Source organism: Listeria grandensis, assembly GCF_014322885.1.
Classification (GTDB): domain Bacteria; phylum Bacillota; class Bacilli; order Lactobacillales; family Listeriaceae; genus Listeria_A; species Listeria_A grandensis.
In genome coordinates this window covers 14,040-27,379 of sequence record NZ_JAASUG010000013.1, presented here as the reverse complement: position 1 = coordinate 27,379, position 13,340 = coordinate 14,040, and the positions used below count along the sequence as shown (strand labels likewise).

At 43.2% G+C, this 13,340-nt stretch carries 14 protein-coding genes and 1 rRNA gene; 4 read left to right on the top strand and 11 right to left on the bottom strand.

Annotated elements, in window-relative coordinates; all coding sequences use genetic code 11:
• Positions 1–96: 96 nt before the first annotated feature.
• Complete coding sequence (locus HCJ54_RS14010) at positions 97–405, bottom strand: antibiotic biosynthesis monooxygenase family protein (protein WP_187138088.1); 309 nt, start codon at positions 403–405, stop codon at positions 97–99.
• A 174-nt stretch (positions 406–579) separates the two neighbouring features.
• Between HCJ54_RS14010 and cbpA the strand changes: the two genes are divergently transcribed.
• Both cbpA and HCJ54_RS14000 read left to right on the top strand, forming a co-directional pair.
• Positions 580–1,221 (top strand): cyclic di-AMP binding protein CbpA, encoded by a 642-nt coding sequence (cbpA, locus tag HCJ54_RS14005; protein ID WP_187138087.1) that lies wholly within the window; start codon positions 580–582, stop codon positions 1,219–1,221.
• 144 nt (positions 1,222–1,365) lie between these two features.
• Positions 1,366–2,286, top strand: a complete 921-nt coding sequence (locus HCJ54_RS14000) for an ABC transporter substrate-binding protein (RefSeq protein ID WP_187138086.1) — start codon at positions 1,366–1,368, stop codon at positions 2,284–2,286.
• Positions 2,287–2,332: 46 nt separating this feature from the next.
• Here the strand turns inward: HCJ54_RS14000 and HCJ54_RS13995 are convergent, their stop codons facing one another.
• Positions 2,333–3,502: a serine hydrolase domain-containing protein gene (locus HCJ54_RS13995; protein WP_187138085.1), complete on the bottom strand. Its 1,170-nt coding sequence runs from the start codon at positions 3,500–3,502 to the stop codon at positions 2,333–2,335.
• A gap of 261 nt (positions 3,503–3,763) precedes the next feature.
• Between HCJ54_RS13995 and HCJ54_RS13990 the strand changes: the two genes are divergently transcribed.
• Complete coding sequence (locus HCJ54_RS13990) at positions 3,764–4,780, top strand: tagatose-bisphosphate aldolase (protein WP_036065754.1); 1,017 nt, start codon at positions 3,764–3,766, stop codon at positions 4,778–4,780.
• A 52-nt stretch (positions 4,781–4,832) separates the two neighbouring features.
• Here the strand turns inward: HCJ54_RS13990 and HCJ54_RS13985 are convergent, their stop codons facing one another.
• The 7 genes from HCJ54_RS13985 to HCJ54_RS13955 all read right to left on the bottom strand — a co-directional run bounded on the left by HCJ54_RS13985 (position 4,833) and on the right by HCJ54_RS13955 (position 10,249).
• Positions 4,833–5,801, bottom strand: coding sequence for a tRNA dihydrouridine synthase (locus HCJ54_RS13985; protein WP_187138084.1), 969 nt, complete (start codon positions 5,799–5,801; stop codon positions 4,833–4,835).
• Positions 5,802–5,915: 114 nt separating this feature from the next.
• Positions 5,916–6,308, bottom strand: coding sequence for a 30S ribosomal protein S9 (rpsI, locus tag HCJ54_RS13980; protein WP_036065752.1), 393 nt, complete (start codon positions 6,306–6,308; stop codon positions 5,916–5,918).
• Between the two features lie 21 nt (positions 6,309–6,329).
• On the bottom strand, positions 6,330–6,767 hold the full coding sequence (gene rplM, locus HCJ54_RS13975; RefSeq protein WP_036065750.1) for a 50S ribosomal protein L13: 438 nt from the start codon (positions 6,765–6,767) through the stop codon (positions 6,330–6,332).
• Positions 6,768–7,011: 244 nt separating this feature from the next.
• Positions 7,012–7,752: a tRNA pseudouridine(38-40) synthase TruA gene (gene truA / locus HCJ54_RS13970; RefSeq protein WP_187138083.1), complete on the bottom strand. Its 741-nt coding sequence runs from the start codon at positions 7,750–7,752 to the stop codon at positions 7,012–7,014.
• Between the two features lie 15 nt (positions 7,753–7,767).
• The gene (locus HCJ54_RS13965) at positions 7,768–8,565 is read right to left on the bottom strand and encodes an energy-coupling factor transporter transmembrane component T family protein (protein WP_185411543.1); all 798 of its coding nucleotides are present in this window, start codon (positions 8,563–8,565) and stop codon (positions 7,768–7,770) included.
• Positions 8,562–9,434, bottom strand: a complete 873-nt coding sequence (locus HCJ54_RS13960; protein WP_187138082.1) for an energy-coupling factor ABC transporter ATP-binding protein — start codon at positions 9,432–9,434, stop codon at positions 8,562–8,564. Before HCJ54_RS13960 ends, HCJ54_RS13965 begins: the two co-directional genes overlap by 4 nt.
• On the bottom strand, positions 9,410–10,249 hold the full coding sequence (locus HCJ54_RS13955) for an energy-coupling factor ABC transporter ATP-binding protein (RefSeq protein ID WP_185411545.1): 840 nt from the start codon (positions 10,247–10,249) through the stop codon (positions 9,410–9,412). Before HCJ54_RS13955 ends, HCJ54_RS13960 begins: the two co-directional genes overlap by 25 nt.
• 546 nt (positions 10,250–10,795) lie before the next feature.
• Here HCJ54_RS13955 and HCJ54_RS13950 point away from each other — a divergent pair.
• Positions 10,796–11,689, top strand: a complete 894-nt coding sequence (locus tag HCJ54_RS13950; RefSeq protein WP_187138081.1) for an acetamidase/formamidase family protein — start codon at positions 10,796–10,798, stop codon at positions 11,687–11,689.
• Between the two features lie 47 nt (positions 11,690–11,736).
• Here the strand turns inward: HCJ54_RS13950 and HCJ54_RS13945 are convergent, their stop codons facing one another.
• Together HCJ54_RS13945 and rrf are read right to left on the bottom strand one after the other, a co-directional pair.
• Complete coding sequence (locus HCJ54_RS13945) at positions 11,737–12,816, bottom strand: winged helix DNA-binding domain-containing protein (protein WP_187138080.1); 1,080 nt, start codon at positions 12,814–12,816, stop codon at positions 11,737–11,739.
• An 82-nt stretch (positions 12,817–12,898) separates the two neighbouring features.
• A 5S ribosomal RNA gene (gene rrf, locus HCJ54_RS13940) occupies positions 12,899–13,014 on the bottom strand.
• Positions 13,015–13,340 lie beyond the last annotated feature (326 nt).

The following is a 13,340-nucleotide window of genomic DNA, read 5'->3' as shown; positions in this document are numbered from 1 at the left end:
CATCTGTAACGAATGGACCACTACACTATAAATACACCTTTTCGACGCATTTTAAACAAAAAAACAGAAACCCCGAAAGATTTCTGCTTCAAAACACTACATCATAATCATATCATACGATCCAGTCTGGCGAGTGACAACAAGCTCTGAGCCCCCACCTCCACCAGTCCGCTTCATTTCCCGGTGGAAGTCGCGATGCTGCTTCATCCACACCGTAAACTGCTCCTTCGACGCCCAGCGCGACACATTCATCACTGTCGACTTTCGCGCACCCTCTTTTAGCCAAACCTCATATCCTAAAAAGCCCTCAAAATCGGCCATTTCTTCTCGGTGATGCGCCACAGATTGCAACATTTTCTCCTTGTTACCCGTCTCAAACTCAATACTCACTGTTTCAATATGCATAACGCCACCTACTCTTTCTCACTGATAATCATTATCAATATCATTTTCTCTATTCTAAATGACAACCCTTCTCACTGTCAACTAATCCATACAGTATTTTCTATACAAACCCACGAAATTGGGTTAGAATAAAGAAGATGAATCCTAATAAAAAGAGATTGGAGTGACCAACATATGTTGATTAAAAACCTTTGTATCCCTAAAATCAATTTAACGACCATCACCGAAGACGCAACGCTCAAAGAAACGCTAGACATTTTGGAAGAAGATGGATACCGTTGTGTTCCCGTATTAGATAATAAAGGTGAGAAATTTATTGGTAATATTTATAAAATGCATATTTATCGTCACGCCGCAAATGGTGGGAACCTCTCCGACAATGTGACAAGCCTCATTAAAAACCAAACCAAGCATATCAGCATCAATTCCTCATTTTTCGAGGTTTTCTTCACGATTAAAGAACTGCCCTACATCGCTGTATTGAATGAGCAAGGCGATTTCTACGGCATTTTGACGCATGGGAAATTGCTCGGAGTTTTACAAGATGCATGGAATATTGATTCAGGAAGCTACGTTTTAACAATCGCAACCGGCGAAGTTCCCGGCTCCCTCACAAAAATCACGAAAATCATCGATAAATATACGACGATCGCCAGTCTAATCACGATGGATTCCCAAGTAGAGGATTACATCCGCCGCGTTCTTGTCACACTACCTGCTGGCATCAGCGAAACCGAAAAAGACGCCATCGTGACCGCGCTAGATCGCAAAGGCCTGCGCGTCATCGAAGTCGAACATTTGAAAATGAAGAAATAAAGCCCTACATACAAAAAGCTGGAGCCATGAATCCAGCTTTTTTGTATACCTCAAAAATTATTTTACAAAACCCCTTGAATATTCATTCATCTACATCTATAATTATCTTATTGAGAATAGTTTTCAATTACAGGAGGTTTAAGGATGAAAAAGAAAAAATTAACAGCACTTCTTCTCGTCGTTTTAACATTGGTACTGGCACTTGCCGCATGTGGCGGATCCAGCGCTTCTAACGACGAAGCGAAAACAGAAGATAAGGCGCGTACACTAACGGATGCACTAGATCGTAAAGTCGTCATTCCAGCAACGCCGAAAAAAATCGTGGCGATTCAAAACGCTGGGGAACTTTACGCCCTTGACATCAAGCCACTCGCAACAACAGACTACTACATGGGAATTTATCCAGACTTCCTAAAAGGTGTTGAAAATATCGGTGGCGACAAGCCCAACGTGGAAAAAATCGCTTCACTCAAACCCGATCTCATCATTATTTCCGATTATCAAAAAGATATGCTTACAAACCTAGAAAAAATCGCACCTGTTTATGCAACCAAATTCGGCGTGACACCTGATGAACAACTCAATGATATCGCTAATTTAGTCAATGCCAAAGACGCGGAAAAAACATACCTAGCAAAATACGCGAAAGAATCAAAAGAAGCCAAAGCGACACTCAAAGACGCTGGCATTGAAAATCAAAAAGCAGCCGTTGTTCAATTCTGGGGTAAAGAAATCTACATACACGATCCAATCGTGTTTGACGGCCTGTATACTGGCGCTGGGTTCACACCAACCGAAGCAGCCAAAAAGAATAAAGAAACAAAAGCAATCGCAACAGAAGCCGTACCAGCCTATGTTAGCGACGCTGATCAGCTATTCATTTTAACACCAGAAGGTAAAACAACAGACGATGTCAGCACACTTTTAGCCGGTATTTGGAAAGACATCCCTGCTGTCAAAGCAAAACACGTGTACCTTGTAGACAGCGACAAATGGAGCAATTACACGGCCCCATCAAGAGAATACCAAATGCAAGATGCAATCGATAAAATAACGAAAAAATAACAAAAAACAGGACGAGTCACGCCCCCAAACGTGCCCATCCTGTTTTTTATTGATTTAGTAGCTGATAAATATGATTGTTCACCTTGCCGAATGATTTAATATTATTTTGAATGTTTGACAGCAGAACAACCACCGTTTTTCCACTGTGGCTGAAGCTATTCGAAACGTTCCAACCACTTAACACGCCATGACTATTGTAGCTTCCTGGATCGGCATAAAACCCCATACCATAGCCAGAAGCACTTCCAGCCGTAAACATCTTCTCAAAACTCGTATCATTGATCAACTTCCGATCCGATAAGGCACGATCAAATAAATACATATCCGTCGCTGTCATGTACATGTCACCGCACCCGTAAAGCTGTGATAAATCAGGTAAATATGGCGTTTTATACGTTCCATCTTTTTGAATCGAATAGCCTATAGAGGGCTGCTTTTCCTTGTTATACGTTGTGTAAATTCCCGAATGCTTCATGCCTGCTGGTTCAAAAATATTCTTTTGAATGTAGCTCATCAGTTTTTCACCACTAATTTGCTCGACAATATACGCTAGAACACTATAGTTCGAATCATTATAATCCCATTTTCCGGGCTTACGCTTGATACCTTGCGCTTCAATATCCTTTATCAAGTCAGCTGGTGTGATCTTCACATTTTCTTCCGTATGACCGACAATACCAGACGTATGATTGAGCAAGTTCTTAAGCGTAATCCGATCCCCATTCGGAAAATCTGGTAAATACTGCGACACTGGATCTGAAACCTGCAACTTGCCACGTTCCTCCAATTGCAAAATCGCCGTTGCAATCACCGCTTTTTGAGAAGAGCCGATATAATATGCGGTATCGGGTGTATTCGCCGCATTGGTCTCCCGATTCGCATCTTTGTACCCCTTATTCAGCACAATTTTACCCTCTCGGTAAACTAGCGCGGTTCCACTAAACCCAATGCTCTCTAGATATTGATCGATCTCGGTATTATCCGTCACCGTTGGCGTTTCTTTCTCCACCTGCTTCTTCGGTGTTTCTGACTTCTTCTTCGTTGGCGCCTCCTGAGCACTTTTTTCATCCGCATTTATGAGCTCTTCTGGTGTAATCATTTTCACGACAATAAAGATAACCATCAACAACACGAAAATCAAAGCGACACCGACATAAAAATCACGTTTCTTTTTGTTGCGCCGTTTCGAGGAGCGGCTACTAGCCTGTTTTGTCATGCCTCATATCCTCATTTCTATCCAAGAATTGCTCGCTTGTCGTCCCCATTGTTAACAATTCCCCAAACACAACTCCTAATCAAAATAGTAGCCCATTTTTGTGTAAAATGCAACGTTTATAGATAAATATTTTGTATATAACAATTTTGGTGGTAGAATAGAGTGGTACGTAGGTCAGATCTAGGTTTACGCCCCATTTTAACAGGGTATTGTAGGTAGGTATGCACGTATAGAAATAAGAGAAAGAAGGAGATTAGAGTTATGGTACAAATCACAAAAGGTAAATTTGATGGTTTACAACGGCTTTCCAATGATAAAGGAATTATTGCCGCACTCGCGATTGACCAACGTGGCTCCCTAAAGAAAATGATTCAAGAAGCTAAGGGGTCTGAGAGTGATAAAGATGTCGAGGATTTCAAACAATTGGTGTCCGAAGAGCTGACACCTTACGCATCTGCCATCTTGTTGGATCTTCAATATGGTACACCAGCCATCAAAGCACGCCATGAGAATTGCGGCTTACTAACCTCTTACGAAAAAACAGGCTATGACGCTACAACCCCAGGTAAACTCCCTGATTTGATCGCTGACTTATCCGCACTCCGCATTAAAGAAAGCGGCGGTGATGCAGTGAAAATTTTAGTATATTATGATCCAGACGAGCCAGCTGAGATCAATGAGATCAAATACGCGTTCCTTGAAAGAATTGGTGCTGAGTGTCGCGAAGTCGATATCCCATTCTTCCTTGAACCAATTACGTACGATGCGAAAGTAACAGATTCAGCGAGCGCCGAATACGCCAAACTGAAACCTGCGAAAGTCAAAGCATCGATCAAAGAATTCTCCAAACCGCGTTATGGCGTGGACGTACTTAAACTAGAGGTTCCAGTGAACTTTAAATATGTAGAAGGCTTCACGGACGGCGAAACCGTTTATACAAAAGAAGAAGCTGGACGCCATTTTGAAGAGTGTTCCGATCTAAGCCCACTACCATTCATTTATTTGAGTGCTGGTGTAACGGCGGAACTTTTCCATAAAACAATTGCCTTTGCGAATGAGCATAAAGTGCAATATAGCGGTGTGCTTTGTGGCCGTGCAACATGGAAAGATGGCATTGAAGTTTACGGCAAACAAGGCGATGACGCACTGCGCGAATGGTTGCGTACACAAGGAAAAGAGAATATCACATCTCTTGACGGCTTGTTAAACGCCGGAGCATCTCCATGGTGGTCAAAATATGGCTCGTTTGAAGATGTACATGTCGTTGAGAAACAATAGTAAGCAACAAAAAATCCCCGATTAATTTCGAGGATTTTTTGTTTTTCCAATACTAATTTTCAGTGATACTTGTGAAATCGGCTAAAACCCGTCGAACCTCTTCTGTCGATTTCGTATTCATCAATTGGATTCGCAGATCATTGGCACCCGGAAAACCTTTAACATAAATTTTAAAGAAGCGATGCAATCCAACAATGGAGCGCGGAACAAGTTCTGCAAACTGATCTTGTAAATCAAGTTGTAGTTGCAGCAGTCTAAGTAATTCTTGCGCCGAATGCTCTTTTTTCACTTTTTCAAACGCATACGGATTCTTAAAAATCCCTCGACCAATCATAATCCCATCCACGCCATACTGTTCCGCCAGTTGCAAGCCCTTGTCACGATCAGGAATATCCCCATTAATCGTAATAAGTGTGTTAGGCGCGACACGATCACGAATCGCCATAACTTGAGGAATCATTTCCCAATGAGCGTCGACTTTACTCATTTCCTTGCGCGTCCGTAAATGAACCGATAAATTCGCAATATCTTGCTTGAGCAAATGCGTAATCCACGCTTCCAGTTCATCCAACGCTTCATACCCAATCCGTGTTTTAACACTAACCGGTATCCCGCCAGCTTTTGCAGCCTCAATCAATTCCGCAGCCACTTCCGGACGCAAAATAAGACCACTACCTTTTCCACGACCAGCGACATTCGGAACCGGGCATCCCATATTAATATCTACACCTTTGAACCCCATATTTGCCAATTCAATACTCATTTCCCGGAAAAATTCAGGCTTATCCCCCCAAATATGAGCCACGATCGGCTGCTCGTCTTCCGTAAAAACTAAGCGCCCACGCACACTTTCTTTCCCATCCGGATGACAAAAGCTATCAGAATTCGTAAACTCCGTGAAAAAAACATCCGGCGAACCAGCTTCTTTTACAACGTGCCGAAAAACGACATCTGTCACATCTTCCATCGGTGCTAAAACAAAAAAAGGCTTTGGCAACTCCGTCCAAAAATTATTTGTCATTCTAGAATCTCCATTTCATTTTGATAGCACATCTTTCCCCACTTCCAAAGAGTAAAAAAACACTCTCCAATTACTTGGAAAGTGCCTTTTTGAATGTCGATATATAAAAATATATTAACGTTTTGAGAACTGAGGAGCACGACGTGCACCCTTCAAACCTGGTTTCTTACGTTCTTTCATACGTGGGTCACGAGTTAATAGACCTGCACGTTTGAGTGGAGAACGGTAATCTGGTGCAACTTGTAGCAATGCACGTGAAATACCGTGACGGATTGCGCCAGCTTGACCAGTATAACCACCACCGTTTACGTTTACTAAAACATCATAGTTTCCTAGAGTTTCAGTCGCAACTAATGGTTGTTTAATAACTTCGCGAAGAGCCGCGAATGGAATGTAATCTTCCCAATCTCTACCGTTTATAACTACTTTGCCATCGCCTGGTACTAAACGTACACGAGCTACTGAGCTTTTACGACGACCTGTTCCATAATATTGTACTTGAGCCACTATATTTCCCTCCTCTTCTAATTATCCGCGTAATTGATACACTTCTGGTTTTTGTGCTGCATGTTCGTGCTCAGCGCCACCATAAACGTGTAATTTCTTGAAAATTTGACGTCCTAAAGAGTTCTTTGGAAGCATTCCTTTGATAGAAAGCTCAAGTAATCTCTCTGGATTGTTCGTACGTAGGTCACCCGCTGTACGTGATTTCAAACCGCCTGGATATTGAGAGTGACGGTAGTAGATTTTGTCAGTTGCTTTCTTACCAGTTAAAGCAATTTTGCCTGCATTGATAATAATTACGAAGTCCCCTGTATCAACATGAGGAGTAAATTGTGGCTTGATTTTACCACGTAAGATTGAAGCTACTTCACTAGATAAACGGCCAAGCGGAATATCAGTGGCATCAATAACATACCAATTACGTTGTACTTCGCCTGTTTTTGCCATATAAGTCGTACGCATAATTTTCCCTCCTAGATTTTAAGAAAAATGCGATCTGTAAACTGTTCCATAGCCCACGATCTGCTTTTCGATTTGTTTTAAATTTCCATTGTTTTGTTCAACACAACAAACTTTCCGGGGCTTATTGTGGGGCAAACAATACCATAGTCAATAATACAGTCTTTACCGTAAAAAGTCAATGCGATTGGTTATTTTTTTTCAAATGGGTTTAGATTGGAACATTATTCGCCTAAAACGCTTGATATTACTTATAGTAAACCTCCCATAAGTAAAGTCCTTGTGGCGGCGCAGTTTTTGCACCTTGTGTCCGGTCGCGTGCCTCTAAATTTGCTTTGACTTGCGCCACCGTCAACCGATCATTTCCGACATCGAGTAACGTGCCCACTAGAATTCGCACCATATTATATAAAAAACCATTTCCTTTAAAAGAGAAAATAAGCGTATCGCCCTCTTCGATAATCTCAATCGCATAAATCGTCCGAACCTTATTCTCACGACTCGACCCAGCGGCACAAAAACTTGTAAAATCGTGCTCACCAGTCAGAACATCCGCCGCCTCACGCATCCGCGAAACATCTAATTTATAAGGAAAGTGTAGCGAGAAATGACGCGCAAACGGATCAAAAAACTCCGAACGCTGCACAAAATATCGATATTCCTTCCCATCCGTCCCAAAACGCGCATGAAAATCAGCATCTACTTCCTCTACAGACACGATACTAATATCATACGGCGTGAACGTTTGCAGTGCCTTTCGATATTTTGCAGGTGGAATCGCAAGCGGCGAGTCGAAATGAATCACCTGTCCTTTTGCATGAACCCCCGTATCCGTCCGTCCAGACCCAACGATTTTCACCACGTCACCCTTATGCATCCGCAACAACGCTTTTTCAATCTCCTCTTGCACCGTTCGCCCATTTGGCTGAATCTGGTATCCCACAAACTCCGTACCGTCATACTGAATCACTGCCTTAAACCGCTTCATTCGTCACACCTCTTCTTATGATCGCAGCCAAACCAACATTGCCGTCACGACCAACATCATCACTAACAAAAATGTATCCGAAAACCGCCACGCAAGTAGTCTAAACTTCGTCCTGCCCTTACCACCACGATATCCGCGTGCTTCCATCGCAATTGCCAAATCCTCTGCCCGTTTAAAAGCACTGATAAATAGCGGCACGAGTAGCGGCACAATCGCCTTCATCCGCTCCTTGATTGGCCCGCTAGAAAACTCCACACCTCGTGCTTTCTGTGCCTTCATAATTTTTTCCGTCTCGTCCATCAATGTCGGAATAAAGCGGAGTGCAATACTAAGCATCAACGCCAACTCATGCACTGGAAAACGAACATATCGCAATAATGCTAGCATGCTTTCAATCCCATCCGTCAGCTCAATCGGACTCGTCGTAAGCGTCAGCAACGTTGTCATAAAAATGATCAACACGAACCGCGCAAAAATCATCGCCCCATTCATCAAGCCAAGACTCGTCACATGAACCGGTCCCCATTCAAAATACGTTGTCCCACCCTGCGTAAAAAACACTTGCAACAGCAACGTCAAAATAATCAACCAAAACACCGGTTGCAGTCCTTTAATAAAGAACATAAACGGCACACGTGACGCAAATAATAAACTGAGTACAAACACAAATAATAACGCATATGTAAGCCAGTTATTTGCTAAAAATACAATCACTATAAAATACATCACCGCTGTAATCTTAGCCCGCGGATCGAGCCTATGCAACCATGATTCGCCGGGGATAAACCGACCGAGAATCATTTTCTCCATCATTCGCTCGCCACACCCTTCCCGAGATGCGGAACCATTTCGCCCACCAATTCATCGATCGTTAAACACGTCTTGCCAAGCTTCACCGCAAACCGCTGTTCAAAATGGCGTTGAAAATGCACCACATCCGGAACCGATAGCCCCAAATCCGTCAATTTATCCGGATCACTAAAAAGCTCTCTCGGCGTCGAAACTTGCTCCACCGTTCCGCCTTTCATCAGCACCACTTTTTCCGCATAGGTCGCCGCGTCCTCCATACTGTGCGTCACAAGAACTGTCGTCAACCCCTTCATCCGGTGCAGCGCTGCAAACATTTCCATGATCTCCTTACGCCCATTTGGATCAAGCCCCGCCGTCGGTTCATCAAGCACCAATACTTGCGGATCCATCGCCAAAACGCCCGCAATGGCCACCCGACGCATCTGACCACCAGAAAGTTCAAACGGTGAACGCATCAAAATTTCCTCTGTCAATCCAACCTCCACGATCACCTTGCGCGCTCGTGCTTTAGCTTCCTCCTCTGGCACACCGAAATTCAGCGGACCAAAACAAATGTCCTTTTCCACCGTTTCCTCAAATAGCTGTGCCTCTGGAAACTGAAATACAATTCCCACACGCTTACGTAACTCGCGTAACCCTTTTTGTTTCTCGCCAGCCTTAATCACACGATCACCGAGCGTCACTGTTCCTTCTGTCGGCAATAGCAAGGCATTCAGATGTTGCAGCAACGTTGATTTCCCAGAGCCAGTATGCCCGATAATCGCCGTATAACTTCCAGAATCGATTGCCACATCCACATGTTGAAGTGCGCGCGTCTCAAAGGGAGAATTTTTCTGATAACAAAAACCTACTTGTTCGAATGTAATGTCCATAATTGATCCATCAACGCCCCTTCCATCAAACTTCGATCTGCGAGTGTGACTCCTGATTGCTCTAAGTTTTCCTGCAGCAAGGTTATAAAAGGGACACCCAGTCCGATCCGACGCATTTCATCAGCCTGCGCAAAAACTTCTTTTGGCGTGCCTTCAATATGTAGCGACCCCTTATTCATCACGATTACCCGGTCAGCCAGAACGACCTCATCCAAATCGTGCGTAATGGAAATCACCGTAATGGCCTCGCGCTCCCGCATCACGCGAATCGTTTCCATCACCTCAGCCCGGCCTCGCGGATCAAGCATCGACGTCGCCTCATCCAAAATAATCACATCTGGTTGCAAAGCAAGTACCCCTGCAATCGCCACACGCTGCTTCTGACCGCCTGAAAGACGCGACGGCTCGTGTAATGCGTAACCTTGCATGCCAACCTCATCTAGCGCACGCTCCACGCGCTCCACCATCAACTCATGCGGTACACCATGATTCTCAAGTCCAAACGCCACGTCATCTTGCACCGTTGCCCCAACAAATTGGTTATCCGGATTCTGAAACACCATGCCAACCTGTTTTCTAATTTCCCAAATCGTTTTTTCCCCCAGTTTAAAATGGCCGATTTTCACCAAACCATCCGTTGGAAACAAAAGTCCATTTAGCAATTTTGCAATCGTCGACTTCCCTGAGCCATTATGCCCGACGAGCGCCAACCATTCGCCCCTTTTTACCGTAAAAGAAACATCGTTCACCGCAAAATTATCTTCATCCTCATATTTATAACTCACGTGATCTAATTTCACAAAATCCTCCGACATCACGCCCACCTCACTCTCACGATCCTATTCTCTGCCTATTATAGTACAAAAAAACACCTCACGCAAAGAATGGTTTTCCTAGCGTTCCCAATCGCAATCATTTTCAAAATCTCTCAAAAAGGCCTAAACAGACGTAGTGAAGGAGTGTTCAAATACAGAATGGGCATTTTTAAGACGGCTGAACATCATCGTAAGCGCACTCATCATGATTAGCGCTCATCCAGACTACTACAGATAAAGAAAACTACTAAAAACCACAACGAAACAGCCAAAAAATAGGACTAAAATCAAGCTTGTTTTCACGTTTTTCTCATTTTAAAATCCGCAAAGAAGAACTCAGAAACGGCATCACTCCAACATCTCCAAACTTCATCTGGCCCTCTAACCAAAAAAATGGAGAAAAGCAAACAATCTGACTCAAACTGTTCACAATATGTCCATGTACATCAATTTACGGAGATGCTATACTTTATCAAAGTAATCAAATAATATAATTATTTCTTATTGCTTGAAGTACTACCATTAAAAAAGAAAGGAGAAAATTAAATGCATCCTGTGATGAAACAACACGTTATTTATGCGATGGATAAGAATGCCAAACCGAGTATGACAGTCGATAACGGCGCAGTAATTACCGTTGAAACCTTTGACTGCTTTGAAAACCAAATTAAAACGGAAGATCAGCCTTTCCATCAACTTGATTGGAACAAAATAAATCCAGCAACTGGCCCCATTTTTATAAATGACGCCGAGCCTGGTGATATTCTGGCTGTTACTATAGAGAAAATTCAATTAATTGGAAAAGCGACCATGCTAACGGGCCCTGGCCTAGGCGTACTTGGTGATGAACTGACGAACAATACCATCCGACGCCTTCCAATTCTAAATGACAAACTTATTTTTGCAAGCGATATTGCTATTCCATTAAACAAAATGATCGGCGTTATCGGCACAGCACCAGCTGGTGATCCAATTTCCTGTGGCACACCAGACGCACACGGTGGCAATATGGACTGCAAGGAAATTAAAGAAGGTGTAACACTATTCCTTCCTGTCAACGTTTCTGGCGCCCTTCTCGCTCTTGGTGACGTCCATGCCGCAATGGCCGATGGAGAAGTATCTGTTTCAGGCGCAGAAATGGCTAGCCAAGTCACGATCCGCCTCCAAGTTGTAAAAAATAAAAAATGGCCAACACCGAGCCTCATTAGCGAAGATAAGATCATCACGATTGCTTCCGCTCCAACGCTCGACGATGCCAGTCGAATAGCAACTAAAAACATGGTTCAACTTTTAATAGGTACAAACACAATTACAGCTACTGACGCCATCATGCTATTATCACTAGCCGGCGACCTTCGAATCTGCCAAGTTGTCGACCCAAACAAAACGGTACGCATGGAATTACCACTCCAGTACTGGTCAGAAAATCCATTTTTATAAAACCATCACACAATCAGCATTCTTAGCAGTGGAGTCTGATTGTGTTTTTATTCGTATTTGATACCTGCTAAATCTTTCTGGAGGAATAACGCTAACCGCTCTGCCTCAAGCGCGATTCTTTTCCGATCACGTACAGAAATCCGACTAAAACAATAGCAAGTAAACTGAATCTTCGTTCCTTTGATCAAGTATCTCCAAGTCCCACGAATCTCCCCATCAATCAAGATCACCGCCTCGATATGTCCCGCCGTTCGCCAGATTTCCTTTTGATACATAGCATCCGCAAACCAGCCCTTGTCCGCATAACTCACAAAAAGCGGATCAAATTTCCCCAACAATTTCACCTGAGAAATCACATTTTGTCGCTCCAAATAAAGCGCCTCCTCAGGAATGTAATACATTTTCCCAGCAACCTCAAACCGTTCCAAGTTCTCTTCAATCCTTTTAAAAGCGTCCAAGAAAGCATAATTAGGCAAGCCACTCCAATGCTTGAAATCCTCTAACGTAGCCGGCCCGTAACAAGAAAAATAGCGATACAAAAACCGATCAATCGCAGACTTGTCTATACTCGCTTGCCAAGTTGCAAGCGACGCGTCATCGATCCACTTCCTATGCGCATAAAACCGCGTTTTCGGACTCTCCGGCACAGCATATATTTGCCCCCTCAAAGAAGCTTCAATCAAAACGCCACCCCAAGTCATCAATTTCTTAGCTTGGTCTCCCATCAAATCCGCCAATTCTTCTTTCGGGACAAAGCGCTTCGATTTCCCAAGACTATCCATTTGCTCCAAAAGAGAATCGAGATCCACCCCCAATTCCTCACAATGTTTTCGAACCCACGTCCTTCTCGGCGCATAAATCGCGCTTAAGTTTTTCCAATCTTCCGGAATATAAAGATGCACGGTTGTTCGCTGTCCCCACAACTTAATGATTTCGTTATCATCATATTTCCTTTTTAAAATATCCTTATCCAATTCACCCAGCCGATGAAACAGACTAATCTCACCAAACTGCTGATACTGTGCCTGTATACCAATCAGCGCCTCCACACACTCATTCACTGATCCAAAAGCATTGCCTAAACCGGAGTTTGCAATACGAATATTTTTAATACTAACTAAATCCAATTCGCCATCTCCATTCCCATTTTTAAATCACAAAAAAATAGCCTACAAATCCGTTACGATTCATAGACTATTATGCAACTTTGCCTGGCAACGATCTACTCTCACAGGGGGAAGCCCCCTACTACCATCGACGCTGAGAAACTTAACTTCCGTGTTCGGGATGGGAACGGGTGTGACCTTCTCGCAATAACCACCAGACTATATTTAATTACTAATCAGGTTGAAACTAGTAGCCTGTTATGAATCATCTGATCCGAACTGGTAACCTTGATTACTTGAACTATAATACCATGTTTGGAATACGTTGTAAATACTTATTTTTTCATTTAAGCAATAACATTAGCGCTGCATACAGTAAAACACCTCAAAAGTTAGACCAAACATCTAATTTTTGAGGTGTTTTCTAGGAATTTCTTCATATTCCCTGTTTTATGGAGACGGTGACCGTATAACTCGTTCATCAAAGGTACTCGTACCAATGGTTGTACTATCCCATAAATCACCCTTGTGGCAAATCTGTGGCA

Coding starts and splice junctions, on each gene's coding strand:
- cbpA (WP_187138087.1), top strand. CDS start 580: ATGTTGATTAAAAACCTTTGTATCCCTAAAATCAATTTAACGACCATC.
- HCJ54_RS13950 (WP_187138081.1), top strand. CDS start 10,796: ATGCATCCTGTGATGAAACAACACGTTATTTATGCGATGGATAAGAAT.
- HCJ54_RS13995 (WP_187138085.1), bottom strand. CDS start 3,502: ATGACAAAACAGGCTAGTAGCCGCTCCTCGAAACGGCGCAACAAAAAG.
- HCJ54_RS14000 (WP_187138086.1), top strand. CDS start 1,366: ATGAAAAAGAAAAAATTAACAGCACTTCTTCTCGTCGTTTTAACATTG.
- HCJ54_RS13960 (WP_187138082.1), bottom strand. CDS start 9,434: ATGGACATTACATTCGAACAAGTAGGTTTTTGTTATCAGAAAAATTCT.
- HCJ54_RS13955 (WP_185411545.1), bottom strand. CDS start 10,249: ATGTCGGAGGATTTTGTGAAATTAGATCACGTGAGTTATAAATATGAG.
- HCJ54_RS13990 (WP_036065754.1), top strand. CDS start 3,764: ATGGTACAAATCACAAAAGGTAAATTTGATGGTTTACAACGGCTTTCC.
- HCJ54_RS13985 (WP_187138084.1), bottom strand. CDS start 5,801: ATGACAAATAATTTTTGGACGGAGTTGCCAAAGCCTTTTTTTGTTTTA.
- HCJ54_RS14010 (WP_187138088.1), bottom strand. CDS start 405: ATGCATATTGAAACAGTGAGTATTGAGTTTGAGACGGGTAACAAGGAG.
- rplM (WP_036065750.1), bottom strand. CDS start 6,767: ATGCGTACGACTTATATGGCAAAAACAGGCGAAGTACAACGTAATTGG.
- truA (WP_187138083.1), bottom strand. CDS start 7,752: ATGAAGCGGTTTAAGGCAGTGATTCAGTATGACGGTACGGAGTTTGTG.
- HCJ54_RS13965 (WP_185411543.1), bottom strand. CDS start 8,565: ATGATGGAGAAAATGATTCTCGGTCGGTTTATCCCCGGCGAATCATGG.